At 64.1% G+C, this 26,910-nt stretch carries 27 protein-coding genes and 2 pseudogenes; 20 read left to right on the top strand and 9 right to left on the bottom strand.

Annotated features, from left to right (window positions below):
* The first annotated feature begins 21 nt into the window (after positions 1 to 21).
* Genes WI26_RS15730 through WI26_RS15720 form a run of 3 tightly spaced genes read left to right on the top strand, consistent with a single transcriptional unit; the run spans position 22 to position 2,406 of the window.
* A complete protein-coding gene (locus WI26_RS15730) occupies positions 22 to 969 on the top strand; it encodes a hypothetical protein (RefSeq protein WP_069226472.1) in 948 nt (315 codons plus the stop codon).
* On the top strand, positions 947 to 1,903 hold the full coding sequence (locus tag WI26_RS15725) for an amidohydrolase family protein (RefSeq protein WP_059541166.1): 957 nt from the start codon (positions 947 to 949) through the stop codon (positions 1,901 to 1,903). Before WI26_RS15730 ends, WI26_RS15725 begins: the two co-directional genes overlap by 23 nt.
* 59 nt (positions 1,904 to 1,962) lie before the next feature.
* Complete coding sequence (locus tag WI26_RS15720) at positions 1,963 to 2,406, top strand: GNAT family N-acetyltransferase (protein ID WP_069226471.1); 444 nt, start codon at positions 1,963 to 1,965, stop codon at positions 2,404 to 2,406.
* Between the two features lie 127 nt (positions 2,407 to 2,533).
* Here WI26_RS15720 and WI26_RS15715 read toward each other — a convergent pair whose 3' ends face one another.
* The 6 genes from WI26_RS15715 to WI26_RS15690 form a co-directional block, all read right to left on the bottom strand.
* Positions 2,534 to 5,419 (bottom strand): bifunctional YncE family protein/alkaline phosphatase family protein, encoded by a 2,886-nt coding sequence (locus WI26_RS15715; RefSeq protein WP_081334287.1) that lies wholly within the window; start codon positions 5,417 to 5,419, stop codon positions 2,534 to 2,536.
* Positions 5,420 to 5,687: 268 nt separating this feature from the next.
* Positions 5,688 to 7,622 (bottom strand): SMP-30/gluconolactonase/LRE family protein, encoded by a 1,935-nt coding sequence (locus WI26_RS15710; RefSeq protein WP_069226470.1) that lies wholly within the window; start codon positions 7,620 to 7,622, stop codon positions 5,688 to 5,690.
* Positions 7,623 to 8,014: 392 nt separating this feature from the next.
* The gene (locus WI26_RS15705) at positions 8,015 to 9,220 is read right to left on the bottom strand and encodes an MFS transporter (RefSeq protein ID WP_069226469.1); all 1,206 of its coding nucleotides are present in this window, start codon (positions 9,218 to 9,220) and stop codon (positions 8,015 to 8,017) included.
* Between the two features lie 7 nt (positions 9,221 to 9,227).
* On the bottom strand, positions 9,228 to 9,413 hold the full coding sequence (locus WI26_RS15700; protein WP_059508013.1) for a DUF1289 domain-containing protein: 186 nt from the start codon (positions 9,411 to 9,413) through the stop codon (positions 9,228 to 9,230).
* Between the two features lie 2 nt (positions 9,414 to 9,415).
* The gene (gene dmeF, locus WI26_RS15695) at positions 9,416 to 10,717 is read right to left on the bottom strand and encodes a CDF family Co(II)/Ni(II) efflux transporter DmeF (RefSeq protein WP_069226468.1); all 1,302 of its coding nucleotides are present in this window, start codon (positions 10,715 to 10,717) and stop codon (positions 9,416 to 9,418) included.
* An 11-nt stretch (positions 10,718 to 10,728) separates the two neighbouring features.
* Positions 10,729 to 11,001, bottom strand: coding sequence for a metal/formaldehyde-sensitive transcriptional repressor (locus WI26_RS15690; RefSeq protein ID WP_059447469.1), 273 nt, complete (start codon positions 10,999 to 11,001; stop codon positions 10,729 to 10,731).
* Between the two features lie 162 nt (positions 11,002 to 11,163).
* Between WI26_RS15690 and WI26_RS15685 the strand changes: the two genes are divergently transcribed.
* The 8 genes and pseudogenes from WI26_RS15685 to WI26_RS33415 form a co-directional block, all read left to right on the top strand.
* Complete coding sequence (locus WI26_RS15685) at positions 11,164 to 12,141, top strand: chromate resistance protein ChrB domain-containing protein (protein WP_069226467.1); 978 nt, start codon at positions 11,164 to 11,166, stop codon at positions 12,139 to 12,141.
* Entirely contained in the window at positions 12,138 to 13,316 is a 1,179-nt protein-coding gene (locus tag WI26_RS15680) for a chromate transporter (protein ID WP_069226466.1), read from the top strand. Before WI26_RS15685 ends, WI26_RS15680 begins: the two co-directional genes overlap by 4 nt.
* A 66-nt stretch (positions 13,317 to 13,382) precedes the next feature.
* Complete coding sequence (locus WI26_RS33420; protein WP_155768779.1) at positions 13,383 to 13,499, top strand: chromate resistance protein ChrB domain-containing protein; 117 nt, start codon at positions 13,383 to 13,385, stop codon at positions 13,497 to 13,499.
* Between the two features lie 85 nt (positions 13,500 to 13,584).
* Positions 13,585 to 14,745, top strand: a complete 1,161-nt coding sequence (locus tag WI26_RS15675) for an MFS transporter (RefSeq protein WP_236849367.1) — start codon at positions 13,585 to 13,587, stop codon at positions 14,743 to 14,745.
* 106 nt (positions 14,746 to 14,851) lie between these two features.
* Entirely contained in the window at positions 14,852 to 15,775 is a 924-nt protein-coding gene (locus WI26_RS15670) for a DUF1259 domain-containing protein (RefSeq protein WP_069227735.1), read from the top strand.
* A gap of 64 nt (positions 15,776 to 15,839) precedes the next feature.
* The gene (locus WI26_RS15665) at positions 15,840 to 16,895 is read left to right on the top strand and encodes a YncE family protein (protein WP_069226465.1); all 1,056 of its coding nucleotides are present in this window, start codon (positions 15,840 to 15,842) and stop codon (positions 16,893 to 16,895) included.
* A 401-nt stretch (positions 16,896 to 17,296) separates the two neighbouring features.
* Positions 17,297 to 17,458 (top strand): annotated as a pseudogene (locus WI26_RS33005) (DoxX family protein); the annotation flags it as partial.
* Positions 17,459 to 17,477: 19 nt separating this feature from the next.
* Positions 17,478 to 17,685: pseudogene (locus WI26_RS33415) on the top strand (transposase); the annotation flags it as partial.
* A gap of 150 nt (positions 17,686 to 17,835) precedes the next feature.
* Here WI26_RS33415 and WI26_RS15660 read toward each other — a convergent pair.
* On the bottom strand, positions 17,836 to 18,432 hold the full coding sequence (locus WI26_RS15660; RefSeq protein WP_059464863.1) for a TetR/AcrR family transcriptional regulator: 597 nt from the start codon (positions 18,430 to 18,432) through the stop codon (positions 17,836 to 17,838).
* A gap of 272 nt (positions 18,433 to 18,704) precedes the next feature.
* Here WI26_RS15660 and WI26_RS15655 point away from each other — a divergent pair, with 272 nt between their 5' ends.
* From WI26_RS15655 to WI26_RS15620, 9 genes are all read left to right on the top strand, one after another.
* Positions 18,705 to 19,367, top strand: a complete 663-nt coding sequence (locus WI26_RS15655; RefSeq protein ID WP_069226464.1) for a DUF3313 domain-containing protein — start codon at positions 18,705 to 18,707, stop codon at positions 19,365 to 19,367.
* Between the two features lie 126 nt (positions 19,368 to 19,493).
* Entirely contained in the window at positions 19,494 to 19,700 is a 207-nt protein-coding gene (locus WI26_RS15650; protein ID WP_059464861.1) for a hypothetical protein, read from the top strand.
* Between the two features lie 123 nt (positions 19,701 to 19,823).
* Positions 19,824 to 20,480 carry a paraquat-inducible protein A gene (locus WI26_RS15645; protein ID WP_069226463.1) on the top strand — a complete coding sequence of 219 codons (657 nt, stop codon included), beginning with the start codon at positions 19,824 to 19,826 and terminating at the stop codon, positions 20,478 to 20,480.
* Entirely contained in the window at positions 20,477 to 21,196 is a 720-nt protein-coding gene (locus WI26_RS15640) for a paraquat-inducible protein A (RefSeq protein WP_081334286.1), read from the top strand. The genes WI26_RS15645 and WI26_RS15640 overlap by 4 nt, the downstream gene beginning before the upstream one ends.
* Entirely contained in the window at positions 21,189 to 22,814 is a 1,626-nt protein-coding gene (locus WI26_RS15635) for an intermembrane transport protein PqiB (RefSeq protein WP_069226462.1), read from the top strand. The genes WI26_RS15640 and WI26_RS15635 overlap by 8 nt, the downstream gene beginning before the upstream one ends.
* A complete protein-coding gene (locus WI26_RS15630; protein WP_069226461.1) occupies positions 22,811 to 23,425 on the top strand; it encodes a PqiC family protein in 615 nt (204 codons plus the stop codon). Before WI26_RS15635 ends, WI26_RS15630 begins: the two co-directional genes overlap by 4 nt.
* Positions 23,426 to 23,515: 90 nt before the next feature.
* Positions 23,516 to 23,677: a DUF6726 family protein gene (locus WI26_RS32720; protein WP_167359248.1), complete on the top strand. Its 162-nt coding sequence runs from the start codon at positions 23,516 to 23,518 to the stop codon at positions 23,675 to 23,677.
* A 178-nt stretch (positions 23,678 to 23,855) separates the two neighbouring features.
* A complete protein-coding gene (locus WI26_RS15625) occupies positions 23,856 to 24,365 on the top strand; it encodes a DUF2059 domain-containing protein (RefSeq protein WP_069226460.1) in 510 nt (169 codons plus the stop codon).
* 243 nt (positions 24,366 to 24,608) lie between these two features.
* Positions 24,609 to 25,484, top strand: a complete 876-nt coding sequence (locus WI26_RS15620) for a LysR family transcriptional regulator (protein ID WP_069226459.1) — start codon at positions 24,609 to 24,611, stop codon at positions 25,482 to 25,484.
* 36 nt (positions 25,485 to 25,520) lie between these two features.
* On the opposite strand, the gene WI26_RS33000 is transcribed toward WI26_RS15620, so the two are convergent.
* Positions 25,521 to 25,946 (bottom strand): hypothetical protein, encoded by a 426-nt coding sequence (locus WI26_RS33000; protein WP_236849340.1) that lies wholly within the window; start codon positions 25,944 to 25,946, stop codon positions 25,521 to 25,523.
* Positions 25,943 to 26,722: an MFS transporter gene (locus WI26_RS32995; protein ID WP_236849339.1), complete on the bottom strand. Its 780-nt coding sequence runs from the start codon at positions 26,720 to 26,722 to the stop codon at positions 25,943 to 25,945. The genes WI26_RS33000 and WI26_RS32995 overlap by 4 nt, the downstream gene beginning before the upstream one ends.
* Positions 26,723 to 26,910 lie beyond the last annotated feature (188 nt).

Below are 26,910 nucleotides of genomic sequence, written 5' to 3'. Positions count from 1 at the left end.
ACGAAACAACGGAGACACACCATGAACGACATCCTGTTGCTGGTGCAGAAATGCGCCCATACCTTCAGCTTCTACGACCTTCAAACGAAAGCCGCGCTCAAGCACGTCGTGCTGCCGAACTTCCCGCACGAGTTCACCGTCGACGTGAACGATCGCTTCGCGTACGTGGGCATCTTCGGGATCGAAACCGCGTGGTCGCGCGGCCATGAAGGCGATCATCGGGTCGCCGAGATCGACCTCGTCGAGCGTACGCATACGCGGATGCTCGACCTGTGGCCGTATTACCGGCCGCACGGAATGGCGACCGATCGCGACGGCCGGCTGTACGCGATGAGCGAGGCACACGACATGCTGCTCGTGTTCGACGAACCGACCCGCCAGACCGTGCCGAACATGGCCGTGCCGTCCGGCGGCGTGAAGACGCACCTCGTCACGCTCACGCGCGATGCGAGCCGCGCATACGGCGTGCACCTGCTGTCGAACACGGTCACGCAGTTTCATCCGCGCGACGCGACCGTCGCGCCGCGCGCGGTGATGCCCGGCCCGCGCCCCGAAGGCAATGCGTTGTCGAGCGACGAGCGCACGCTGTTCGTCGCGAATCGCGGCGACGACACGCTCGTCGAGATCGACACCGACACGATGACCTGCGGCCGCCGCGTGAAGACGCGCAGCGATCCGAATCGCATCTATCGCGCCACCGCGCCGGACGGCCGCGACCTGCTGCTGCTGACCAATTCCGGCGAACGGTCGATCTCGGTGTTCGATGCGCGACAGCTGGAAGAGATCGAACGTGTCGCGCTGCCCGCGAACCCGACCGCGCTGTCGTTCCATCCGTCGCGGCGCGTCGCGTACGTGTCGTTCCAGGACGATTACGTGCGCGAGCTCGATCTCGATGCATGGCGGTTCGTCGGCGCGTTGCCGACGCTGCGCGAACCGGATGCGTCGTATGTGCTCGCAGGCACGCGCTGAACCGCACCGCGACGCACCGTCGCCGGACGCGATGCCGGCGGCGCTCGTCGACGCGCATCACCACCTGTGGCGACTCGGCGCGGGTGCGCGCTACCCGTGGCTGCAGGAGCAGTACGATCCGGCGCGCTTCATGTTCGGCGACTACGCGGCGCTGTGCCGCGATTTCGACGTGGACGACTACCGGCATGCCACGCAAGGCGCGCCGATCGTCGCGAGCGTGCACGTCGAGGCCGAACGGGCGCGCGACGAAGCGCTCGCGGAAACGCGCTGGCTGCACGCGGTCGCGGCCGAGCACGGGCTGCCGTCGGCAGTCGTCGCGTGGGTCGACCTGCTCGCCGACGATGCGCACGAGCGGCTCGCCGAACAGGCCGCATGGCCGCGCGTGCGCGGCGTGCGGTTCAAGCCGCGCACCGCTGCCGCGCCGGATGCCGTCGTCGACGGGCCGGGCACACTGCGCGATCCGCGCTGGCCGGCCGCGCTGGAACGCCTGGCCGCGCAACGCCTCGGCTGGGATCTGCGCGTGCCGTTCTGGCATCTCGGCGACGCCGCCGCACTGCTGGCCGATGCGCCGGGTGTCGACGTGGTGCTCGAACATGCGGGGCTGCCGTGGGATCGTTCGGCGGCCGGGCTCGCACGGTGGCGCCGCGGCATGGAAGCGCTCGCCGCCTCGCCGCGCGTGACCGTGAAGATCTCCGAACTCGGCTTGCGCGACGCGATGTGGAGCGACGTGGACAACGCGCGGATCATTCGCGACACGATCGCGATCTTCGGCTGGCAGCGCTGCATGTTCGCGAGCAATTTTCCGGTGGCGGGGTTGCGGGTGTCGTATTCCGCGCTGCTGCGCACGTTCGCCCGTGCGATGGCGGATCTCGACGACGCGGCGCGTCAGGCGATCTGGCATGATAATGCGCTGCGCGTGTACCGGATTTCGTGAACGTGCTTGACTCGGCCCCTGGGGTCGCCTTTATGCTGGCCCGCGAACACTCCTCGACCATGCCCGCTGCCATTTCCCTGCGCCCGGCGTGCACCGCCGACCTGCCGTTCCTGCTGACGCTGCGCCGACTCACGATGACCGAGCATCTGCGACGCGTCGGTGAACCCACCGACGACGAAGCGCATGACCGGCGCATTCGCGCGAACTTCGAGGACGCGATGATCGTCTCCGAAGGCGCCGGCGCCGATCCAATCGGCTTGCTGAAGGTCACGCGCTCCACCGACGAATGGCACGTTCACCAGATCCAGATCCTCCCGTCGCGGCAACGCCAGGGCATCGGCGAGGCCGTGCTGCGCGAGCTGCTGATCGAAGCCGCACGCGAGCACGTGCCCGTTTCGCTCAGCGTGCTGCACGGCAACCCGGCGCGGCGCCTCTACGAGCGGCTCGGGTTCCGGCTCGTGGAGGACACGGAAACCAGTGCGACGCTGATGTGGCGCGCGTGACGTTGCGCGTGCCGGCCTGCGGTTCCCGGGGCGTGCCGAATCCCGCCAATGTCGACGGTCGCCGCACGCCTTGCGAAAGACACGAGCCCCCCCGTCGCGAGGGCCCGCTTTCAAAGCAGACGGCCGATCAATCGTCGTCGCGGCTCGCGACCTTCTGCGTCACGCCCCTGAGCTTCGGATACGGCTGCGCACCCATCATTCCTTTCCACAGCACGCGGTTGAACTGATCCGCCGGCACCTCGTCGGCATCGTCGAAGTCGAACTTCGCCGTCACCTTCGCCCAGTACGCCGCGTCATGCTTCGGCGTGACATCCGGCCCGGCCGCATATTGCAGCGGGCTCTCGCCCGCCCCTTCGGCCAGCCGCAATCCGGTGCCCTTCAGCGCCGTCGACGCGACGGCCGTGTAGGTCCACGACGCCGGGCCGTGCACGTCGAACACGTCGGTCATCGGCCGCTGGTACGCGGTGTTCAGGTTCATGTGCTGCGTGCCGAGCACGTCCTCGATGGTGCGCAACGCATTGACCTGGCTGTAGCGCGTCCGGATCACCGCGCCCTGCTTCACGTACGGCCCGACGATGTACGCAGGCCCGCGATGCGAATCCACGTGGTCGGGGCCGTCCTGCACGTCGTCCTCGGTCACGACGATCAGCGTGTCGTTCGCATACGGGCTCTTCGCGACGGCCTCGACCAGCCGGCCGACCGCCAGATCGTTGTCCGCCTGCTGCGTCTCCGGCGTATTCACGCCGGCGAACGCCGTGCCGAACGCTCCCATGTGATCGTGCGACAGGCGTACCAGCGACAGCGTCGGCAGGTTGCCGCTCGCGACGTACTGGTCGAACTCGTGTTTCCACTCGTTGAGACGCCACTGGTCCGGATACGTCTGGTCGAAACCGCGGAAATACACGTCCGTCATCGACGCCAGCCGCGGGTCGAGCGCGGCGGCCTGGACGACGCCGGCCGCACGCGGATCGACGATCGGGTTCGCCGCCGTGCCGATGCTGCCGATGTTGTTCACGAGAAAGCCATAGTTTCGGACGGTGCCGCCGCCGGCCAGCACCGCGTCGAAGATGTAGCCGCGCTGGCGGCCGAACGGCGCATCGGACGACGCATGGTTGCCGGTGCCCGGCAGCAGGTTCGCCGCGCCGCCCGGCAGGCTGGCGGCCGCGTTGCTGTAGTTCGTGGTGCCGGCCGGACCGGCCGCCGCATCGCGTTGCTGCACCGACTCCCAGTTGACCGGCACGTTGCGGTTCGTCCCTTCGCTCTCGTACGACAGCCCGCGATTCACCGCCGCGTAGTTGATCTGCTGCGTGATCGTCTCCGTGTTGGTGACGCGGCCCTGCAGCGCCCACGACCAGCCGTCCATGCTGCCGTCGCCCGGGTTCATGAAGTTGTCGAGCGTCACGAACTGGCTCGCCAGACGATGGAAATTCGGCGTGATGTTCCGACCGAACTGGGCCAGCCTCGGATCCCCGTTGGCGCCGTTGCCGATGTCGCCGAGCACCTGGTCGAACGTGCGGTTTTCCTTGACGACGTAGATCACGTGCTTGATGTGACGGCGCAGGAAGCCCATCACCTCGTTGTCCCTGTCGTTGTCTTCCGGACGATAGAAGTTGTTGCGCGCAGCCTGCTGCGTGAGCGTTGGCAGCTCGCTGGCCGCCGGCACCGGCGCGCTCACGAGCGACGCGCGCTCGAGCTGGAACTGGTATTCGTTCGACGCGCGCGACGCGGCGGCCTGCGCGGGGGTCGCGCCGAACAGGTGGTCGGGGTTCGGGCCGCTCGTGCTCTTGCCGTTCACCACGTACATCCACGTGCCGTCGGCGCTGAACGTCACGTCGTGCGGCTCGAACGCGGTCGGAATCAGGCCGGTGACACGATACGCGCGCTCGCCGACGAGCGGAATGACGGCGATTTCGTTCGCGCCCGCGTTGGTCGCATAAAGCGTGCGGCCGTCGCGCGACAGCGTGACCGCGTATGTCGCCGCGCCCGTGTGCGCCTGGCCATGCGCGAGCACGCCGGCCGGCGCGCGTGCGTCGATCCGGGCCACGACCGCATTGGCGTTCGTGTCGATCACCGCGACCTGGTCGGCGTTGTCCTGCGCGACGAACAGCCGCGATTGCGACGCGTCGAGCGTCATGCCGAGCGCGTTGCCGTCCAGCTTGATGCGCTTGATCAGACGGCCGCGAGACGGCGACGACACGTCGATCGCGACGATCTCCCGATCGCGATCCGACGACACGTATGCGATGCCGTTGCCCTTCATCACGACCGCGAACGGGAACGTGCCGCCGGCATCGCCGCTGCGGCCTTCGTTGCCGGAGAAGAACGGACGCAGGTCGTGCTCGTAACGCACGTTGTTGGTCGCGGTATCGATCACGCTGACCGAATCGTTGTAGTTGTTCGCGACGACGAGCGTCTTGCCGTCGGCTGACAACGCGAGGCCGGCCGCGTTCGGCTGCACGCGGATGCCGACGCCCTTGCCGGCGTGGCCGAGCGCGATCGTCGTCGACAGCGCCCACGTGCCGCCCTGCTGCGCATAGACGTAGACCACATCGTCGCTGCCGCCGGTCGCATAGAGCTTGCTGCCGTCATGCGAAAACGCCAGGCCGACGAACGCATTGGTCTGCTGAAGCACCTGCCTGAGCAGAGGGCGCGTCTTGTTCGCGCCCGCGACGTCGTACAGGAAGATGAATTGCGTCGAGGCGGCGGTGTCGACCGAACCGTCCGGCTTGTACAGCGAGTTCTGGCCGGCGGTGATGATCGCCAGCGTCTTGCCGTCCGGGCTCAGCTGCGACCGCACGGCTTCCCCGGCGACGAAATGCGGATAGGCCGGCAGCCCGGGATTCAGGAACTGCTGGACCGCGCCTCGCACGGCGAGCGGCGTGACGAACTGACCGCTCGGCACACGGGCGGCGTCGGCGGCGTTGAAGCCGTCCGCATGCGCATGCGACGCAAGCAGCACAGCCGACATGACGGCTCCGAGTCGGAGCGCGCGCTTGACCTGGCTATTTCTCATAGGAATCCTCTGTACCTGTGGGGCGATTACCGTCTGACGTGTCCGGCATGATCCTGGCCTCGTCTGCCCGTATCGCGCGGTGGCGAGGGCCTGTGCCAATCGATCGAGTGCGTTGCGTCGGCGATCGCCGACGTGCCGGCATTACATCTCCGCCCAATGTCAAGCGGATGACCGGCTGCGTTGCGCGCCGGTCTATTACACATCGTTACAGCAAAGGCGTTTCGATGACAGCCATCGTGGTGTCATCGTCACATTCGACGCGTCGCCGTCACGGCGTCCACCGATAAACCGTGATGCTGTTTCCCTTCACGTTGTTCTTCGTCACCACGTATTCGCCGTTCGAGCGGCGATACGCGCGTACGCTGTACATCGCATCGATCGCGCTGCTGGTATCCACGGTCGCGGGGCTCGCGTTGACGAGCGTCGTGTCGAGATTGCCGGTGTCGAGGTTGAACGCGTCGATGTTCGGCCACAGCGGCCCGCTGCTGCTGAACCAGTAGCCGACGAACAGGTGATTGCCGGCCGCGTCGATCGACTTCGCGCCGCCATGCGGCAACGTGATCACCGGGTTCGGCTTCGTCGTGTTGCCGGCGCTCCAGCCGTGATACACCTCGATGCGCGTGCCGATCGACGTCCAGTCGGTACTCCCGACCACACCCTGCGCGAGCACCATCGTGTCGCTGTCGGCGAGATAGACGATGCGCGTCAGCGGCTGGATGCTGGCCGGCACCGGCGTCGGCACACCCGGCCCCCACGACGGCTTGCCGCTCGCGTCGAACCCGGTCAGCGGGTAGTGGTAAATGGCGCCGGTCTTGTCGAGGCCGGCCCAGACGCCGCCCTTGCCGTCGAGGCTGAAGCCGGCCGACACGCGCCGGGTCGTGTTGAACGCGGGGCCGGGGATCGATCCGTCGGGAATCGCGACGTAGCCGTTGGCCGCGTTGAAATGGAAGAAGTAGTAGACCGGCGGATTCTGTCCCGCAGCAACGAGAATCCGATTCGCACCAACGGATGTCAGCAGCCCGAAGTGCTCGTCGCGCTGGGTGTCGCTCATGTTGATGCGCGGGTCCGACGGATACGTGAACGGATCGACGGTATTCGCGACGAACGTGCCGCCCGCGGTGCCGCTGTAGACATGCGTGCCGCTGTAGAACATCGCGCCGTCGGTGACCGGATCCGGCGCGGCGATGCCTTCGAAGTTGAGCGACTGCAGCGTCCACCGCAGGCTGCCGGTGCTGCTGTACGCGTGAATGTCGGTCGCGCCGTTGCGGCCGAGATCCCAACTGCCGCCCCATGGGTTGTTGAGCACATACAGGTTGCCGGCCGTGTCCTTGCCGATGCCGACGATGCGCGTGAAGCGCTTCGCGCCGACCTGCCCCTTGATGCCCGTCATGGTGTCGAGATAGCCGCCGGACACGCCGAACGTACCGGCCAGCGCGGGCCGGCCCGAGACGGAATAGCGCTTGATGTTCATGTCCGGGCCTTCGTCGCCGACCATCAGCTGCCCCGCCGCCGCATCGAAATAGAGCGCCGACGGCCGCGACCCGGCAGCCAGCCGGATCCTGTTCAGCAGCGCGCCGGCCGCACTGAATTCGACGACCGAACCCGCGCTCTTCTGCGCGACCCAGATGTTTCCCGCACCGTCGAGCGCGAGCGCGCCGGGTGCCGACACGCCGATGTCGCGCTGCCACACGCCGTCGGTCGTGAAAACCCGCACGCGATTGCCCTGAAAATCGCTCGCATAGAGCAGCGAGCCGGCCGTCGCGAGCCCGGTGACGACGTCGATGCGCGGCTGGTTGGTCGCCGCGGTGACCTGAATGAGCTTGTCGCGGAACCGCGTGGCGCGGTTGTAGCGCCCGACCGCGCCGCTACCGTATCCGTTGCCGGGCTGCAGTGCGACGAACAACGACGTCGCGTTGCCCGTGATCGCACTGCCCTGAAACTCGGAATGCGCGCCGATCGAGCCGGCGCTCTTGCCGTTCTGGTAGATCGCGACGCCGCCCTCATCCTCGTCCCACATCGACGCGGTGTAGATCACGCCTTCGGGCGCGACCCACATCGAGCGCGCGACGCTGCCGACGTGCGCGGCGAGCGTGCCGTAGGTATTCGCGATCCAGTCGGTGGTATTACCCGCGTTTCCGGCCGGCGCGGTCACAGCGATCGCGCCGGCGAGCAGCACGGCCTGAATCGGTTTTCTGGCGACCATGGCTGATGCTCTCCTGAATGGTGGAGTCATTCACATGAGGGGCAACCGGATGATTTGAAAAATCGACAATGCGTAAATACTTCCGCTCACTCACCCCGGTGCAGTCGGTATTACATCGCGCATGCATTCGATAATCGGCAATGCCGAGAATAACGTCATATAAATCGAAAGAAATTGCGAGCTGCTCGCGCACGCGGGGCGTGTGACTGCGCGAGAGTGAACGACCACTTACGCGCTCGCGCGGCAAGCACGGTTTTCGATGGGGAAAATATCGCCAGGGTTCGAATGCGGCGTATTGAGAATGACGATGTGAATGACGCGATGACGAGGCGAACAGGGCGGCGCGTTCTATCGCAAACGCCGGCCCCGTTTTCAAATCCGGAAGCGGCGCGTCACGCGTGCGACGTGCCGGGTCGCGGCATGAACCGACACAGGCACAGCGGCACCACGACCAGCGCCGCGCCGGCGAGAAAGGTAGTCGACGCGCCGAAACGCGTCCACAGCGCGCCGGCGATGCTGCTCGCGAGCAGCATGCAGATGCCGCTCACCAGGTTGAACATGCCGAACGCGGTGCCGCGCAGCGCGGCCGGCGCCGTTTCCGATACCATCGCGGCGAGGATGCCCTGCGTGAAACCCATGTGCAGGCCCCACACGGCCACGCCGGCGAACATCGAGATCGTTGACGTGCCCATGCCGAGCAGCAGGTCGGCCGCGATCAGCAACACCATGCCGGCCGCGAGCAGGACGCGGCGATCGAGCCGGTCCGACAGGATGCCGACCGGCCACGCCGACAGCGAATAGGTGACGCTCATCGCGACCATCACGGCAGGAATCCATGCCGCGTCGAGCCCCGTCTGCTGCGCACGCAGCACCAGGAACGCCTCGCTGAAACGCGCGAGCGTAAACGTCGCGCCGGCCGCGACGACGAACCAGTAGCTGCGGGGAAACTCGCGCAGGGCGCTCCAGCGCAGCGGCGAGCGAAAATGCCGGTCCGGTTTCGACTGCTCGGGCTCCCGTACGCCGAACACGATCAATGCGATCGCGACGAAGGCCGGCACCACGGCAAACCACAGCACGGTGCGAATGCGATCGCCGAACCACAGCATCAGCACGATCGCGAGCATCGGGCCGAGAATGGCGCCCACGGTATCCATCGACTGACGCAGGCCGAAGCACGCGCCGCGGATTTCGGGCGGCGCGACGTCGGCCACCAGCGCGTCGCGCGGCGCGCCGCGAATCCCCTTGCCGACACGGTCGAGCAGACGGGCCGTCACGACGACGGCCGGCGTCGACGCCAGCGGAAACAATGGTTTGGTCAACGCCGCGAGCCCATAGCCGACCAGCAGCAGCCCCTTGCGGCGCCCGAGCCAGTCGCTGATCGCACCGGAGAACACCTTGACGATCATCGCCGTCGCTTCGGCCGCCCCCTCGAGAACGCCGAGCGCGGCGACGCTCATGCCCATCGTCGACACCAGATAGATCGGCAACAGCGCATGGATCAACTCGGACGACAGGTCCATGAAGAGGCTCACGAGCCCCAGGGCCCACACGGTCCGTGGAATCGCAGGCTTTCGGGCAATCGGTGACGGCGCGCTCATGGTCGGTTCAGTCGGTTGTTTCCCGCGTCAGTTTCGCATGCCGCCGTGCGCGGTCGTTCACGATCTGATGACGCCGGTGATCCGTCATCTTCTTCCAGCCGCGCGCTTCGTCGCGCGTTCGCAGGCATGCGACACAGTAGCCGGTGCGGCCGTCGAACGAGCACACGTCGACGCAAGGGGACTTGACCGCCATGCTCATCGCCCTCGCGTCGCGGGCACGACTTCGACGGTGACATGCGACAGGTTCCTGAATCGCCGCAGCACGCCGTGATAGAAGCGCGCATCCCGGTCCGGATCGGTCGTCGTCACCGACACCACCGCACTCATATGCCCCGGCCCGAGCCGCCACACATGCAGGTCGCCGACCCGGTCGCCAATGCCTTCGATCGCGCCGCGCACGTTGTCCGTCAGACGGCGATCCGAGCTCATGTCGAGCAGGATGGCGCCCGTGTCGCGCATCAGGCCGTACGACCAGTTCGCGATCACCAGCGCGCCAATGATGCCGGCAAGCGGATCCATCCAGACCCAGCCGAACGCACGCGCGAGCAGCAGCCCGACGATCGTCAGGACGGAGACCGCCGCATCGGCGATCACGTGGATGTAAGCGGAGCGGATGTTGTGATCGCGCGCCGCCGCCGCGGATGCGCCATGATCGTGCTCCTCGAACGCCAGTTCATGTGCACGGCCGTTCAGGCGGACGATCGCCTTGAATTCATGCGGTTCGGGAATGGCTTCGGTCGACTCCAGACAGCCATCGCGGCTTTGCATCGCGAACACCTGACGCGTGCCGTCCGGGCGGATCGTCGTCACCGACACGGCGCTCGCATCGACGCGCTCCGTCTCGTGGGTCGCGGGCGCAACGCGGAAAACCGGCGGGACGCCCTCTTCGAACACCGACACGGCGAATACGCCCTGCTGGTCGAAGATCCGGTGCGCTTCCTCTGCGTGGTCGTGCGCGTGGTCGTGCGCGTGATCGTCGTGATCCCCATGACCGTGCCCGTGATGATGGCCATGGCCGTGACTATGGCCATGATGGTCGCCGCTCAGCAGCCAGACGCTCGCGATGTTGACGAGCAAGCCGGCAACCGCGATCGGAATCGCCTCGCCGAAATGGATCGGGACCGGCGCGAGCAAGCGCGCGATCGCCTCGTACCCGATCAGCAGCGCAATCATCGCGAGCACGATCGCGCTCGTGAAACCCGCGAGATCGCCCAGCTTGCCCGTGCCGAACACGAAGCGCGGATCGTTCGCATGCTTGCGCGCATAGGTGTAGGCAAACGCGGCGATCAGCATCGCGCCCGCATGCGTCGACATGTGCAGGCCGTCCGCGATCAGCGCCAGCGAGCCGAAAAGCGACCCGCCGACGATCTCGGCCACCATCATCGCCGCGCACAGCGCGATGACCATCCAGGTCCTGCGTTCGTTCTGCTCGTGCGCCGCGCCGAGAAAGATGTGGTCGTGCCCCGCGCCGAAGGCCTCATCGCTGAAATTGCTCATTTCGCCTCCGCTTACTTGAAGTAACTGTGAACGACTTCGATCAGTTGCTCGGTCGCGCTGCCTTCGTCGTCGTGCCCCTCGGCATCGACCAGATGGCTGCGGATGTGATCCTCGAGCACGACCGCGAGCAGGCCGTTCATCGCGCCGCGGCCGCTCGTGATGAGACGGAGGATTTCGTTGCAACCGCGCTCGTCCTCCAGCGCGCGTTCGATCGCTTCGACCTGTCCCTTGATGCGGCGGACACGGTTCAGCAGCTTCTGCTTGTCCTTGATGGTGTGGCTCATGGTGGTCCTTTCATATACCGGGGGGGACTATATCTCAAATTGCATCTCCGGATAGGGGGGAGGGGTATGTTTTCGACACACCGGATCGCCTGCCGCCAAGCCATGCCAGCCGTCGCCGGGGTTTTCTTGTAGAGTTTGTGACTATTGAGTAGCATTCTCTACATGAATATGCTCACGACATGGTCGTTCCTCGTACTGACCCTTCCCACGCAGAACGCGACGGCGCGCATGCGGTTCTGGCGCGCGCTCAAGGCCAGGGGTTGCGCGGTGTTGCGCGACGGCGTCTATCTGCTGCCGCACTCGGAAGAGCACGAACGGGCGCTGCGCGAACTTGCGGACGCGATTGCCGAAAGCGGCGGCAGCGCGCATCTGCTGCGCGCGCCGAGTCTCGACGCGTCACAGGAGCTGGAATTCCGAACGCTTTTCGATCGAGGAGACGACTACACCGTCTTCCTCCAGACACTCGCGAGCGCCCGCAAGACGCTCGCCGGACAGTCCGCCACGGAACTCACGCGCTTGCTGCGACGCGTGCGCAAGGACTTCGACAGCATCCGAGCAATCGACTACTTCCCGGACGACGCGGCGACGCGCGCCGAAGCCGGGCTGCAGGATTTCGTCGCGTTGGTCGATACCGTGCTGTCGCCGGGCGAACCGCATGCCGCGGATCGCCCTGTCCGGCCGCTCGTCATGGGCGAGTACCAGGGACGCACCTGGGCCACGCGTCGGCGCCTCTGGGTCGATCGTGTCGCGAGCGCATGGCTGATCCGCCGCTTCATCGACGCACGCGCCCGCTTCATCTGGCTCGCATCGCCGGAAGATTGTCCGGCTGACGCACTGGGTTTCGATTTCGACGGCGCGACGTTTACGCACGTCGGCGAACGCGTCACGTTCGAGGTGCTGTTGGCCAGTTTCGGACTGGACAACGATCCTGCGCTCGTGCGGCTCGCGGGGATCGTGCACGCGCTCGACGTGGGCGGCCCCATGGCACCCGAGGCGACCGGCTTCGAGGCCGTGATGGCCGGCACGCGCCAGCGCACGGAGAACGACGATCAATTGCTCGAGCAGATGAGCGCCGTGCTCGACTCCCTGCACGCGCATTTCTCGTCGTGCGGCAAGAACGAGACCGGAGCCAGATCATGACCACTGCCATCGCCGCGACCGAACCGACCTACTCGCTCGGCGCGCTGGTCGCCTACATGTTGCGCCTCGGCACGTTCGGCTTCGGCGGGCCGGTTGCGCTCGCCGGCTACATGCGTCGCGACCTGGTCGAGCGCCGTGGCTGGATCACTGAAGCCGACTACAAGGAAGGGCTCACGCTCGCCCAGCTCGCACCGGGGCCGATGGCGGCCCAGCTCGCGATTTATCTCGGCTTCGTTCACTACCGCATTCTCGGTGCGACACTCGTCGGCTTCGCGTTCGTGCTGCCGTCGTTCCTGATGGTGCTCGCCCTCGGGTTCGCATACGCGCATTTCGGCGGACTGTCCTGGATGCAGGCCGTCTTCTACGGCGTCGGCGCCGCGGTGGTCGGCATCATCGCGATGAGCGCGTACAAGCTCACGACGAAAACCGTCGGCCGCGACAAGCTGCTCTGGGCGATCTTCGTGACACTCGCCGCCGTGACCTTCGTCACGGAATCGGAGATCGCATGGCTGTTCCTCGTCGCGGGCCTGGTCGGCTGGCTGTGGCGCGCCCCACCCAAGTGGCTGCACAGGGGCGGGCTGAATGCCGCTGCCGCCGCCAACCTGCCGGCAATCGGCGCAATCGCGAGCGGCATCGATCTGCCGCAGCTCGTGCAGATCGGCGCGTTCTTCACGAAGGCAGGCACATTCGTGTTCGGCTCCGGGCTCGCGATCGTGCCGTTCCTCTACGGCGGCGTCGTCACGGAACATCACTGGCTGAACGACAAGCAGTTCGTCGACGCAGTCGCGGTCGCGATGATCACCCCCGGCCCGGTCGTGATCACCGTCGGCTTCATCGGGTACCTCGTGGCCGGCTTTCCGGGCGCATGCGTCGCGGCGCTCGGCACGTTCCTGCCCTGCTATCTGTTCACTGTCATTCCCGCGCCATACGTGAAGAAGTACGGGCACCTTCCGGGCGTCAAGGCGTTCGTGAATGGAATCACCGCCGCAGCCGTCGGGGCGATCACGGGCTCCGTCCTCGTTATCGCGAAACGCTCGATCGTCGACCTGCCGACCGCACTGCTCGCCGTCGGTACCGTGCTGCTGCTGTGGCGTTTCAAGAAGCTGCAGGAGCCGGTTATCGTCACGGCCGCCGCGCTCGTCGGACTGGTGGCCTACCCGTTGCTCCATCATTGAGCGGCACCGCGGGGAGAGGGCCGTGACGCATCGGACGAGGTTCGTCAGGCATACAGGAGGCGTGCCATGAAGTCGACTATGCGCGAACGGCCGAAGGTCGACCGCGTCGCATGCCCGTGGACCATTGCGCGACTCATCGACGATTCGCATCACGCGTGGTGCCGGCATGATGCTCATACCTGAAAACCGGTGCGCGTCGACGCTCGCCAGCCGGATACTGCCGGCGGGCACGGATACGACGGCATGGCTCATCCTCGCGAGCCGTGGCCTGCGCGGTTTCTGCGACGGATTCATTGCAGTGCTGCTGCCCGCGTATCTGCTGTCGCTCGGGCTTTCGCAACTGGAAGTCGGCTTGATCGGCACCACGACGCTGGCGGGTTCCGCAATCGCGACGATCGCGATCGGCATGCTCGCGAGCCGCTTCACGCAGCGGCGCATGCTGACGCTCGCTGCGGCACTGATGGCAGCGACGGGCATCGGCTTCGCGAGCTTCTCCACATTGTGGCCGCTGGTCGTCGTCGCCTTCGCCGGAACGCTCAATCCGAGTTCCGGCGATGTCAGCCTGTTTCTGCCACTCGAACAGTCGCGCCTGGCGCAAGCAGCCGACGGCGACGCTCGCACGGCGCTGTTTGCACGATACAGCCTCGTCGGGGCCGTATCCGGGGCGGTCGGGTCTCTTGCGGCAGGCCTGCCGATCGTCGTCGCATCACATACCCGAATCACGACGCTGGGGGCGATGCGCGGCATGTTTCTGGTCTATGCGGCGGCGGGTATCGTCGTCTGCATGCTGTATCGGCGACTGCCGCGCCCGGAGACGCACGCGACAAAGAACGCAACGTTGCCGCTCGGCCCGTCGCGCCCGATCGTCATCAGGCTGACGATGCTGTTCAGCGTCGACGCGTTCGCGGGCGGTCTCGTCGTCAACTCGTTGTTGTCGCTGTGGCTGATTCAGCGTTTCGGACTCTCGATTGCCGCCGCCGGCCGGTTCTTCTTCTGGGCGGGCCTGCTTTCGGCTGGCTCGCAGCTCGCGGCCGCGCCGCTGGCGCGCAGGATCGGCCTGCTGAACACGATGGTGTTCACGCATATCCCGTCGAGCATCTGCCTGATCGGTGCCGCTCTCGCACCGTCGTTGCCGCTGACGTTGACGTTGCTGCTGATGCGCAGCGCGCTTTCGCAAATGGATGTGCCGACACGAACCGCGTACGTGATGGCGGTCGTCACGCCGGCGGAGCGGCCGGCAGCGGCCAGCTTCACATCCGTCCCGCGCAGCCTCGCGGCTGCGCTCGCGCCGACATTGGCCGGCGGCCTCTTCGGTCTCGGCTGGCTCGGCGCGCCGCTGGTCGCATGCGGCGCACTGAAGATCGCGTACGACCTTTCCATGTTGCTTGCTTTTCGACACGTCAGACCGGATGACGGCCGGGCCCGGTAAATGCGGCAGCGGCCGAACAACAAGGAAGCGAGGAGCCACACAAAGCGACGCATCGACGTGAAACATGCGCGCTTCTTGTCACCCCATGTCCATGGAAGGCTCACCGATGCTGATTCTCGACAGATTTTTCCCCGCGATCGCTGCCGGCGCGATCTTGTGTGCCGCTGCGAACCCGGCGGCGGCGCAACAGCACCCTGCGTTCGATAGCGCCGGCATTGAGCGAATCACCGGCCTGAAAGGTTCCTATTCGGAAAAGGAGAAAGTCTTCAAGGTATCGAAACCGCGCGACGACGTGAAGATCCAGATCGACGACCGGGCCATGCCGCCGTTCATGGGATTGACTTCATGGGCAGCATTCACGCCTGGGCACCACGGTCAGTCGATGATGATGGGTGACACCGTACTGCTCGAGGACGAGGTGAATCCCGCGATGAGCGCCGCCTTCGATGCCGGCCTGCAAGTCACTGCCCTGCACAACCACTTCTTCTTCGATCGGCCGAGGGTGTACTTCATGCACATCGGCGGCGACGGCGATACGATCAGACTCGCCGAAGGCGTGAAGAAGGTTTACGACACGGTGGCCGAGATCCGTTCCGCTCATCCGGCACCGGAAAGCACGTTCCCCGGACACATCGCCGAACCCAGCACCATTACGGCCGAACCGCTGGATGCGATCCTCGGCGGGAAAGGCCAGACCCGCAACGGCATGTACAAGATGGTCGTCGGCATGACGACGAGCATGCATGGCATCAAGGTGGGCAACGAGATGGGCGTCAACACGTGGGCGGCCTTTGCCGGCTCCGACGACGACGCGGTGGTCGACGGCGACTTCGCGATGCACGAGAACGAGCTGCAGACCGTACTCAAGCGCATGCGCGCCGCCGGCATCAATATCGTCGCCATCCACCAGCACATGAGCGGAGAAACGCCACGCATCCTGTTCCTGCATTACTGGGGCAAGGGCAAGGCGATTGATCTGGCGAGGGCTGTCAAGGCGGCGCTCGACGCACAGGCGGCCGTCCCGCGCTGATGCAGGGCAACGTGGTGCCGCCGCCGGCTCTCGGTAGCGGCGGCGGCCGCCGCGGGAGGAAATCATGAAATACCCGACACACCGGCGCTATGGGGTTCCCCTGTTCGTCGCACTCTTCGCCCTGTTCGCGACATCGGGCATCCTGGCTCACCGCGCTTGCGCTGCGGGCGACGAAACATCAATCGGCACCTTGCCTCTGAAGCACGTCGCGGACATCGCGTTGCCGGGCCGCGCGACCCGGCTCGACTACGCGAGCCTTGATTCGGCCCGCAACCGGCTCTTTATCGCGCACCTCGGCGACGGCGAGGTGATTGCTTTCGATACGCATGCATCGCGCGTGACCGGGCTGATCACCGGCGTATCGTCGGTACATGGCGTGCTTGCCGTGCCGGAGCTGTCGCGCGTCTACGCATCCGCGACCGGGTCCGACGAAATCGTCGCGATCGACGCCGCGACGCTGAAGATCGCCGCGCGCATGCCGGGCGGGCATTATCCCGACGGGATGGCCTATGCACCCGACGTGCACAAGCTCTACGTATCCGACGAATACGGAAAAACGGAAACGGTCATCGACGTCCGGAGCAGCCGGCGCGTCGCGACGATTCCGCTCGACGGCGAGGCCGGCAACACGCAATACGATCCCGTCTCCCGGCACATCTTCGTGAATGTCCAGACGCGTCGTCAGCTCATCGACATCGATCCGGCGACTGACCGTGTAGTCGGCCGTTTCGACTTGCCGGGTGCGAAAGGCAATCACGGTTTGCTGATCGAGCCGCGCAGCCGCCTCGCCTTCATCGCTTGCGAGGACAATGACGCGCTTCTCGTCTTCGATATGCGCGCGCGGCATGTGGTTCGAACGTTCGACATCGGTGGGGGACCGGACGTGCTGGCGTTCGATTCGGCGTCGAACGTGCTCTACGTCGCGGGTGAAGCCGGCAACGTTTCGATGTTCGCCGTCAAAGGTTCCAATGTCATCGAACTCGGCGAGGGACAGCTGGGGCCGAACGCGCATGTCGTCGCCGTCGATCCGGCTACGCACCGCTCGTACTTTCCGCTGAAGGATATCGGCGGCCGTCCGGTGCTCCGTGTGATGGAAACTGAGCACGTGGGTAACCCGTGATCGCCTGTCGGCTGGCGGATCGGCCATCGAACGTCAACGCGAGCCGATTCACGCCAGCACTCCAGGCGCGAGCCGGCGATTGTGGGCTCTTGGAATAAGTGTCTTGGGTCCGCTGGAGAAATCAAGGAGTTGGACCGCCCTGTTGACGACAGCCTGACGCTCGTCTCAGAAAAAGTGCCCGTGGCGACGGGAAGTTCTCAGAAGACATCGACATGATGCCGCCTCCGCAACGGCGAGTACCGAATCGTGAATGCACTCTTTGCCGGTGAACCGGTCCGCAGCGCACTGTTTCACGCGGCACATGACGACGGCTATGCGCTTGTCGCGATGCTGCTCGCAAGCGGACGCTTTGTCGCAGCCATATCGGCATCGAACGACCATCGGCACCATGGAGGACGCTCATGCGCCACCTGACTCGAACGGACCTCGATGCGTCGTCCATCCGGTCCCGCCTGCAACACGTCGCTCAATGGCTTGATCGCATGCCGTACTGGCCGCCTGCGATTCCGTTGCGGCTCGCGGTGGCGACGATATTCCGGAACTCGGCGATGGCCAAGCTCGCTGTTATCCGAAGAGGACAAAATAAGCGGAGCAAGAAAGCACTTCACCAATGAATTCAAGCGCGAAGCCGGGCGGCTGTGTAATCAGCGTGGTGCAACTGTCACACAGGTAGCGCTCGACCTGGACATCGGCGATAACGTGTTGCGCCGCTGAGTCGGGCTGGCGCGTGACGACACGAAGGAATGGACGTCAGCAACCGCTGCGCGCGGAGGCACTGCCGAAAGTCGAGACAACGCCGCAATCGAGCGCCTCAACCATCCGAATCGTCGGCTCTCAACGCTGAACTTCGTTAGCCCGGTTCAATCGAGCAGCGTATTACCGGCTGGTAAACCCGTCCTGGAGAACGGGGGAAAGTCACTACGGCCGCTCCGCAAACCGCTCACTTTCGATAGCTCCGCTTCGATGCCGGCTCTGACTGAACACCTCGCCAGCTTTGCTCGTCTTGAAGACGATCGAAGAGTCTGTTCCGCATCTTTTCATCCAACGGTGTAAGCCCCAGCAGAGAGTGGAACGCGATACCGCTGGCAGCAAAATATCGCAACAGAGATAAATCGAGGTCGGCCGCCTCGTCGCTCAGTGCCTGCATTCTTGCCGAGGCAGTCGACGTCCGGTTTTCAAGCAGGCTCGGACTATCGACAAGCGCCGCAAGAGCGGCCCTCGCCACGGAATTCGGCTGATCGATGGCTTCCCGATAGATGGCAATCTCGGCGGCCAGATTGGGTTCCTTCTTCGATTGGCCCTCTTTCGCCAAGTAGTCGGCCGCTATCTGCTCGAACTGCCGCTCCTGATGTTCCAGCAGGGCCTGGAGCACGCCATGCCTGTTGCGGAATTGATGCAGCAACCCGCCCTTGCTGATACCGCTTTCACGCGACAACGAATCGAACGTAAGTCCGCCAATGCCATCCCTCTCGAGGATGACAAGCGCTGCCTCAATCGCCTTCCGGCGGGAAATCTCTGAACGAGTCCGGTTATCCATTTTCGATGCTGATGACGTTGTGACGCCGGGCCGGCGCCATGGCCGGGGCGCCGATCGCGCACCGCCTGCCGAGCGGTGCAGCAACCTACATGACCGGGAACCATGGCATCGACAAACGGAGCCGACATTGTACTGCCCCCTCCCGAATTTTTACAGACCGGATAGACGGTTTACATTTATTTCCTGCTGCGCTACCATCCGGTCCGTCGGCTCATGGCACTGCGAGTAAGTCGCTCCGCCCCCAAATAAACCCATCTTTTAAGGAATACGAAATGTCAGTTCGCAACAGCGCCTCGCTTCTCCTGGCCGGCGCCGCCATGCTCGCGATGGCGGCATGCACGAGTGTGCAGCCCCTTCCGTACTCGGGCCTTGCGTCCTCGTCGCAATTGAAAGAGAACCGGAATGACGACGCGGCCAAGGTGCCCTACCGGTATGACACACCGGTGGCCTGGTCCCAATACTCCAAGGTCGTACTGGACCCGGTCACCGTTTATCGGGGCAGCGACAACCAGTTTGGCGACATGAAGGACGCAGACAAGGCGGCGCTCGCCGACTACATGAGCAAGACGTTCTCGGAAAAACTGTCGAAGCGATTCAACGTTACGCGACAGGCAGGCCCCAACACCCTGCGTATCAACCTGACGCTCACCGGCGCCGAAAAGACCAAGCCGGTCGTCGGACAGTTCATGCACTTCGACATCGCTGGCAACCTCTATAACGGCGTGCAGGCGGTGCGTGGAGGCCAGGGCGCATTCAGCGGCTCGGTCTCTTATGCGGTGGAAATCCATGACGGCAGCACCGGCCGCCTGCTGGAAGCATACGTTTCGAAGCAATATCCGAATGCGATGAACTTGCCCGCGGCCTTCGGTTCGTTGAGTGCCGCGAAGACCGGTCTCGACAAGGGAGCGGACGCCCTGGTGGAGCGGCTGCGCTGACGATCCGATGCTCGGATGATTTTTCCATCGGGTCGTCTATTTTCAGTTGTCCATATCGATAAATCATGGGCAACGGAGGATACGCGCATGTAACGACGATGCTCGAGAACGCATTGGGGAGTACGTATGGACCAATTTTTACACATGGTTGCCACGCTCGGCCCGCCCCCTTTGATCGTCACCCTTGTCTTTGCGCTTGCGTACCTGCTGGTGGGAATTCCGGTCCACTGCTGGCGCGGTGCTGTGTCCAGGGACGTGCTCGGAACGCTGGCCGGCGTGTTTGCCGCACTTGCATACATCACGCTTGTGTTGAGCGTCACCCGGCATGCTTGAGGCCCTTGGCTGTCGCTTCGGGCCAATTTTCCGGATTCGAACGGCATGCGCGACATCGTCAGCGGCAACTTGCGAATGCGGGGTGTCCTGGAGCCGTATTGAATTGTCTTCGAGATTGACACCATGACGAAGCACGACCCGAAATACCACGCTGCCGGCCACGCGTCCGCTTGTCTTTCGAGCCTGATTGCCTGCGAATACTGCTCGGCTGTCTATCTGCGTGTGCAGCTTGTGGAAGGTGCTTGTGCTCGCTGCCTGCGTTGCGGCGGTTTGCTGTACCGAGAGAGCACGCTCGCCTATCTCCGGCTATTGCCCCTCGTGCTGACCGCGCTGATCTTGTTCGTGGTCTCCGTTGCCTTTCCGATCGTCGAACTGGATATCAGAGGCATGCGCATGCAGGCGACGCTTTGGGGCACGGTAGAGGCGCTCTTCTTGGATGACATGCCGATGATGTCCGTTGTGATGTTCGCAACAACGGTCCTGTTTCCCCTGGCCGAGATGCTGATGATGCTCTACCTGTTGCTTCCGATGTCTCTACGCTGTGTGCCGCCGGGTTTCGCGCACGTGGTGCGCGGTATCAGACAGGCACGACTGTGGGGCATGATCGAAGTCTTTATGCTCGGCGTGCTGGTGACGCTGGCCAAGATCTCCAGTACGGCCCATCTACTGCCAGGCCTTGCGCTTTGGTCATTCGGCGCGCTCGTGTGCGTACTGACGACCATTCTTGCATTCGATCCGCGCAGTCTGTGGCTGTATGTGGACGAGGCGCCACAGCAATGAGCATGCTCATGCCCGCCTCATCCGACGGGGGCGGCCCCTCGCAGCTGTCGGACAACGTGACGCGCCAATCGCTCGACGACGAGAATGCACCGTTGCCCGTCGTGCCCACCACCACATCGATGCGTCTGGTGTGTTGCCACGCCTGTGGCGTGCTCAGTCCACAGTCGTTCGAAGGCCTAAGTTGTCCGCGTTGCGGCGCTGCGCTGCACAGCCGCAAACAGGACAGCCAGGCGCGCGCGTGGGCTTTCCTGATCGCCGCCATGATTCTCCATGTCCCAGCCAACCTGCTGCCCATCATGGTCACCCAATCCATCGACGGCACATCGAACGCCACCATTTTCTCCGGCGTCGTTTATTTCTGGGTCTCCGGCTCGAAAGGGCTCGCCATCCTGGTGCTGATTCCCAGCATGGTGGTGCCGCTGCTCAAGATGATGGCCTTGACATTGCTGCTGCTCTCGGTGCGTTTCCGCACCACTTGGCGCATCCGGCAACAAACCCGGCTGTACCGCCTCATCGAAACAATCGGTCGATGGTCGATGCTCGACGTCTTTGTCGTCGCCTTGCTCAGTTCGCTGATCCGCGCCGGCGCACTAGCCACCGTTACGCCCGGAGCGGGCCTCATGGCTTTTTCATGTGTAGTCGTACTAACCATGCTGGCCTCTCACAGCTTCGATCCCCGCCTGCTGTGGGATTCGCTGGACACAAATAATGACTGAACCCGCTTTGCCGCATTCCCCGACGCTACCCGACATTCGCCGGCGAATACGCTGGCTGCCCTCGCTTGTCTGGCTGGTTCCAATCGTCGCCGCCGTGATCGGGCTGTCATTGCTGATCCATGTCCTCGTCGAGCGCGGCCCCGAGGTAACCGTGACCTTCCGTTCCGCCGAAGGCCTCGTTCCAGGCAAAACCCCGGTGCGCTACAAATCCGTCGACATTGGCCTGGTCACGGCCGTGCACCTTGCGCCGGATCACTCTCATGTCGTCGCCACCATCGCCCTGACAGGCGATGCCGGGAATTTCGCGACCATGGGCACCCGCTTCTGGGTCGTGCGCCCCCGGTTTGCCATCTCTGGCGTTTCAGGCCTGGATACCCTGCTTTCCGGCGCATACATCGGCGTCGACGCGGGCAAGTCGCAGGCGCGCACCCGCTCCTTCACCGGACTGGAAGTGCCGCCGGCGGTGACCTCCGACACCTCCGGCAAGCAGTTCGTGTTGCACGCCGCCGACCTCGGCTCGCTCGACATCGGCTCGCCGGTCTACTATCGGCGCGTCCGCGTCGGCCAGGTGGTGGCCTACCAGTTGTCCCCCGACGGACGCGATCTGTCTCTCCGGGTGTTCATCAACAAACCGTACGACAAGCTGGTCACCGCCGACACGCTGTTCTGGCACGCCAGCGGCGTCGACGTCAAGCTCGACGGCGGCGGCCTCAAGGTGAACACGCAGTCGCTCGCCACCATCCTGTCAGGCGGCATCGCCTTCCAGACGCCGGACAATCCCGCGAGTCGAGAAGCCGCCGCCGAAGACACCCAGTTCGCGCTCGCCAGCGATCAGGCCGAGGCGCTGAAACCCGCCGACGAATCGAGTCCCGCGCTGGTGGTGCTCAATTTCGACCAGTCGCTGCGCGGATTGACCCCGGGCGCGCCGGTCGATTTTCGCGGCATCGTGGTTGGCCAGGTGCGCTCGATCGGTATCGAATACCAGCGCGACGCCAAAACCTTCCGCATGCCGGTGGTCATTGAACTCTACCCGTCGCGCATGGGTTTCAGCCGGGCCGATCTCGCCAACAAGCAGAACGCGCGGAGCATCGCCGAGACCATGGCCAAACGCGGTCTGCGCGCTCAATTGCGTACCGCGAGCCTGCTCACGGGCCAACTGTACGTGGCGTTCGACTTCTTTCCGCATGCGCCGCCCGTAAAAGTCGACATAGACAGCCCGCTGCCCGAACTGGCCACCACGCCCAGCACCATCGACGAGCTTCAGGCGAAGCTTGGCAACATCGTCAGCAAGGTCGACAAGGTGCCGTTCGATCAGATCGCGGGGGATTTGCGCAATTCAATGTCGTCGTTGAACAAAGTGATGAACAACGCGGACAAGCTGGTGACGCAACTCAACGGCGACGTCATGCCCCAGGTCGACGCCGCGCTGCGGGACGCGCGGAAGACGCTCCAGTCGGCCGACGCCACGCTCGCGACGGATTCCCCGACGCAGCAGGACGCGCGCCGCATGATGCAGGAGCTGACGCGCACGGCCACCTCGCTGCGCGCGTTGACCGACTATCTGGAACGCCACCCGGAAGCAATCGTGCGCGGCAAAACGAACTCGGAGCAACCATGATCGGACACTCGAACCTCGCGTCGACAGCCCTCGGCTGGACGCTCGGCGCGTCCATATTGACCGGCTGCGCGTCCCCTGAGCCGCGCTATTACACGTTGGAGCAGGTATCGGCGGGCCGTGCGGCAGTCGAGCAGTGCGCCGCGCCGGCCACCGGCATCGGCTCGCGATGGATCGAGGTAGCCCCCGTAGCCGTTCCCGAACGCCTCAATCGGACCAATCTGATTCTGAATCAGCGCAACGGCACCTTCAAGCTGCTGGAACAGGATCGCTGGCTGGCGCCGCTGCCCGACGAGTTGCGCGATGCGTTGTCGCAACGGCTGCAGTCGAGTCTCGGCGCCGTCGATATCTACCAGCGAAACCCCTCCGGAGTGAAACCGCAATACCGCGTGACGGCCGCGGTGGTCAGCATGGATGCCGAACTCGGTATACGCGCCGGCGCGGTCATCAACTGGACCGTGCAACGCGTATCCGACGGTCAGTTGACGGCCGGCCGTACGCAGGCGGAGTGGCCAGCTCCCGGCGAACTGGGAAGCCTGGTACTCGCCTACCAGCAGATCGTCACCCAGGCCGCCGCCGATATCGCGATGGCCGTGTGTGCGCTGAAGTCATGAATTCCATCCGGCATGGTTCGGATGCGGCTCTACGTCGGGCGAGCCGCGCGAAACCGTAAAGCAACGCAACTTTCGTCGACAGGTGACGACATGAAGAAACTGCTTACCCTTATTCCGCTGATCGCGGTCCTTTCCGGATGCGGGGCGGTCGCCGCACCGTGTCGTGTCGCGTCTGCGGGCCTCAAGGTCATTCCGGTGGTTGGACACTTCGCAGCGGCGCCGACGGATACCTGCGCCGACGTAATCGATTGACGAGCCCTCGAGAAAGGCGTCCCACGGCAACTTCCTTCGAACCGCGCGAAACCGCCGGGCACCGGTTGCAAGACTGGCGCATATCAGGCCCGGCCTTGCAAAACTGCTTCCGCGCAAGGGAACCTCACTTCACTGCGTCGCGTTCGATCAACGTTTTCCCTCGATTTTCCCATCTCAAATGAAAAATATCGTCGTCCTTATGATGACAGCGTTCATCGCGTCTTTCTTTTTTGGCTCTCCGGCCTACGCCCAGTTTCGCGGGTTCGACGACTGGAATCGATCCGGCGACAGGCGTGCCTTGTGCCGCCAATCAATCAAATTGGCAGGTGTAGAAGATGATATGGACCAACGTATCCGAGAAATTGTCAGAAACTCGTATGATGCCATCCAGCGCAGACCAGGAATGAGAAGTTCGACGGATGCCAATGTCTACAGCGAAGTGCTCGACGAAACGCTCAATAATGCTAAATATCCCATACTCAGACAGCTTCTGGAGAGTTGCGCAAGGAACTTCACCATCAGCGAGCTACGCGGCATCAACGATTTCTACATGAGCCCGGCGGGACAAGCATGGCTCCGAAAAGGTCGCGGTTCGATCATGCCGGAGATGGAACGAGCCATTTCCAACATTCAACCTCGTATCAACGAGATCGTTGAACTTCGGTACCGAGAACGCATCATGAACTGACACGGTCGTTACCGGTGTGAAACGGTGCCGAAGACGATCAATTTGAATACAGTCCAAGCGAGTCAAATACGCCGGCACCGCACTTTAAAACCGTCCATATGACGAGAGAATCATCGATTTCCTGAACATCTCGACATGCCATTTGATATGGAAACCTGATTATATCTGCTGGGTGGAGACACTCAACTTGTATAATCGCATTCAGAGAATGCAAAAGTGCTTTACTGAGAGAGAACGTTATTCATGAATTGGGACGATGCACGCGTCTTTTTGGCAGTTCATCGTGTCGGGACGCTGCGCGAGGCTGCAGTCGTTCTCGATGTCGATCAGGCAACCGTGGGGCGGCGACTGACGGCACTGGAGAAGGCGCTGGGTGCGAAGCTGTTTCTCAAGACGCCGTCCGGCTATGTCGTAACGCAGATCGGCGAGCATTCGTTGCTGGCTGCAGAAGCGATGGAGCGAGCGGCGTGCGAGTTCGAGCGTCGCGCACATGGCTCGGACGATCGCCTCGAAGGCGAGGTTCGGGTGACGACAACCGATTCCCTGGCGATGGATTTTGTCGTTCCCGCGATCCGCGCGTTACGCCGGAAATACCCCGGCATACACGTGGTCCTGACAACTTCCGTGCAGGTGCTCAACCTGACGCGACGTGCCGCGGATCTCGCGATTCGAACCGTGATGCCGGAAAATCCCGATCTCGTACGCCGGAAGCTGGCCGAATGGGAAGTCGGCTTGTTCGCGAGTCGCGAGTACCTGGATGCGCGTGGCGCCCCCGCGATTGGATCCGCTTTCGAAGGTCATGATCTCGTTGTCTACCAACCTTCCATCACGTCGAACCAGGGGCACTCACTGTGCGGCGAGTCGATGGAACGAGGGCGCGTGGTAGCGCAAGTGAGTTCGAGCCTGATGCTGGCGACGGCGATCCGGTCCGGTATCGGAATCGGCGAGCTCCCGGCATATATGGCGCAGGAGGACGATTCGCTCGTGCGAATCTGGCCTGACAGGACTCGAACCGCGCCGTATCAGGTCTGGCTTGTTTCGCATACTGACCTGAACCGGACGGCGCGCGTTCGGGCGGTCACCGACGAGATAGCGGCTTCGTTCGACCGCTATCGATAGCGGCCCGGATCTCGTCGGCGGAAAGCCCGGGGGGGTTTAACGTGGCAGCGTGTTGCGCATCGAGAGCGTGCGCCGCGCGGCATACCACCGGGGGACGATCGCGACTGCGGCGACGATTGCGAAGAACGGAATTGCCGTCGCCAGCACGTGGCTTCCGGTACCGAGCAATCCGCTGGACACGGTGGCCGCCAGCGACGCACTTCCGATCTGGAGGAATCCGACCAGCCCAGACGCCGTGGCGGCGCGCCCATGTTCGCTCGCGATGGCGCCCGAGACGGCGAGCGACAACGACGATCCGTTTGACAGGCTGACGAGAAACATTGGCATTACGACTGCGATGAGGCTTTTGAAATGCCACGATTCGCACAAGGCGAATGCAATGCCGCCGGCGACGAAACAGCCCACACCGGCCACGACGATCGAGTCGTAGGACATCCGGTCGAGCATGCGGCGCGAGATCATGTTGGCGGAAATGATGCCGGCAGTAAGCGGCAGATAAAGCCAGCCGCTTTGCTGTTCCGAAGGGCGAGGCCCGAAAAGATGAAGGGCGATTGCGTCAGGTACACGAACCACGCGCAATAGATTGCGCACACGACGAGCGTATATCGGATGAACACGCGATCTCCGAGCACGTCGGAAAAACCGGCCAGCGCAACTGTGCGATGCTGCCCCGGCGCGACGGGCGGCCGCGTTTCTTTCAGAAGAAGCTGTACCAGCGCGAGCGCGACTGCGCCAAACCCGGCGACGAAAATGAAATCGCTTCGCCGCCCGAACCAGGCGGCCAGATATCCGCCGATCGCGGGGGCGATCGCTGGAGACAGCGAGACGAGCGGATATACGATGCTGTAGACCTTTGCGGATTCCTTCTTATCGCAGGTGTCGGCGATGATTGCGCGGCCGATGACGAGACCGGAAGCTGCACCGAGCGCCTCAAGCATGCGCCAGCCGAGAAAGCTTGCGAAGCCGCCGGCACTTGCGCAGCCGATCGAGCCAAAAATGTACAGAAGGATTCCGACCGTCAGCACGGGTTTGCGGCCCCATCGATCGGAGAGGGGGCCATAGAACAGTTGGGCGCAGGCGAGCGCGATCAGGTAGGCCGATACCGTCTGCGGCATCTGCCATGCGCCGATTGAGAACTCATGGGCCATCGACGGCATGGCGGGCAGATAGACGTCGGACGCGATCAGGCCAAAGGCGCTCAACATTGATACGACGAGTATGAGTGAGAAGTTGGACATATTCGCTGGGTTGTTGTGGCGAAGCGCGCGAACGAATGGAGATGACGACGCGCATTGGGTGGCCTCGAGAAAAGACCGGGGCGATCATACGGCGTGCGACGCGGTTCGCGCTCAGACGGAATCGCATCGCTGGGATGCGTTTTTGCGGTCGTGGTGACCGCACGCGAAACCGCCGGGGCAGCAGGCTG

This window comes from Burkholderia diffusa, assembly GCF_001718315.1.
GTDB classification, from domain to species: Bacteria; Pseudomonadota; Gammaproteobacteria; order Burkholderiales; family Burkholderiaceae; genus Burkholderia; species Burkholderia diffusa_B.
The sequence above is the reverse complement of the archived record's forward strand: the minus strand, read 5'-3'. Positions and strand labels throughout refer to the sequence as shown.

Bases quoted from the DNA above. Each gene is read 5' to 3' on its own strand.
- WI26_RS15730 (WP_069226472.1), top strand. From the start codon at position 22: ATGAACGACATCCTGTTGCTGGTGCAGAAATGCGCCCATACCTTCAGC.
- WI26_RS15725 (WP_059541166.1), top strand. From the start codon at position 947: ATGTGCTCGCAGGCACGCGCTGAACCGCACCGCGACGCACCGTCGCCG.
- WI26_RS15720 (WP_069226471.1), top strand. From the start codon at position 1,963: ATGCCCGCTGCCATTTCCCTGCGCCCGGCGTGCACCGCCGACCTGCCG.
- WI26_RS15715 (WP_081334287.1), bottom strand. From the start codon at position 5,419: ATGAGAAATAGCCAGGTCAAGCGCGCGCTCCGACTCGGAGCCGTCATG.
- WI26_RS15710 (WP_069226470.1), bottom strand. From the start codon at position 7,622: ATGGTCGCCAGAAAACCGATTCAGGCCGTGCTGCTCGCCGGCGCGATC.
- WI26_RS15705 (WP_069226469.1), bottom strand. From the start codon at position 9,220: ATGAGCGCGCCGTCACCGATTGCCCGAAAGCCTGCGATTCCACGGACC.
- WI26_RS15700 (WP_059508013.1), bottom strand. From the start codon at position 9,413: ATGGCGGTCAAGTCCCCTTGCGTCGACGTGTGCTCGTTCGACGGCCGC.
- dmeF (WP_069226468.1), bottom strand. From the start codon at position 10,717: ATGAGCAATTTCAGCGATGAGGCCTTCGGCGCGGGGCACGACCACATC.
- WI26_RS15690 (WP_059447469.1), bottom strand. From the start codon at position 11,001: ATGAGCCACACCATCAAGGACAAGCAGAAGCTGCTGAACCGTGTCCGC.
- WI26_RS15685 (WP_069226467.1), top strand. From the start codon at position 11,164: ATGAATATGCTCACGACATGGTCGTTCCTCGTACTGACCCTTCCCACG.
- WI26_RS15680 (WP_069226466.1), top strand. From the start codon at position 12,138: ATGACCACTGCCATCGCCGCGACCGAACCGACCTACTCGCTCGGCGCG.
- WI26_RS33420 (WP_155768779.1), top strand. From the start codon at position 13,383: ATGAAGTCGACTATGCGCGAACGGCCGAAGGTCGACCGCGTCGCATGC.
- WI26_RS15670 (WP_069227735.1), top strand. From the start codon at position 14,852: ATGCTGATTCTCGACAGATTTTTCCCCGCGATCGCTGCCGGCGCGATC.
- WI26_RS15665 (WP_069226465.1), top strand. From the start codon at position 15,840: ATGAAATACCCGACACACCGGCGCTATGGGGTTCCCCTGTTCGTCGCA.
- WI26_RS15660 (WP_059464863.1), bottom strand. From the start codon at position 18,432: ATGGATAACCGGACTCGTTCAGAGATTTCCCGCCGGAAGGCGATTGAG.
- WI26_RS15655 (WP_069226464.1), top strand. From the start codon at position 18,705: ATGTCAGTTCGCAACAGCGCCTCGCTTCTCCTGGCCGGCGCCGCCATG.
- WI26_RS15650 (WP_059464861.1), top strand. From the start codon at position 19,494: ATGGACCAATTTTTACACATGGTTGCCACGCTCGGCCCGCCCCCTTTG.
- WI26_RS15645 (WP_069226463.1), top strand. From the start codon at position 19,824: ATGACGAAGCACGACCCGAAATACCACGCTGCCGGCCACGCGTCCGCT.
- WI26_RS15640 (WP_081334286.1), top strand. From the start codon at position 20,477: ATGAGCATGCTCATGCCCGCCTCATCCGACGGGGGCGGCCCCTCGCAG.
- WI26_RS15635 (WP_069226462.1), top strand. From the start codon at position 21,189: ATGACTGAACCCGCTTTGCCGCATTCCCCGACGCTACCCGACATTCGC.
- WI26_RS15630 (WP_069226461.1), top strand. From the start codon at position 22,811: ATGATCGGACACTCGAACCTCGCGTCGACAGCCCTCGGCTGGACGCTC.
- WI26_RS32720 (WP_167359248.1), top strand. From the start codon at position 23,516: ATGAAGAAACTGCTTACCCTTATTCCGCTGATCGCGGTCCTTTCCGGA.
- WI26_RS15625 (WP_069226460.1), top strand. From the start codon at position 23,856: ATGAAAAATATCGTCGTCCTTATGATGACAGCGTTCATCGCGTCTTTC.
- WI26_RS15620 (WP_069226459.1), top strand. From the start codon at position 24,609: ATGAATTGGGACGATGCACGCGTCTTTTTGGCAGTTCATCGTGTCGGG.
- WI26_RS33000 (WP_236849340.1), bottom strand. From the start codon at position 25,946: ATGATCTCGCGCCGCATGCTCGACCGGATGTCCTACGACTCGATCGTC.
- WI26_RS32995 (WP_236849339.1), bottom strand. From the start codon at position 26,722: ATGTCCAACTTCTCACTCATACTCGTCGTATCAATGTTGAGCGCCTTT.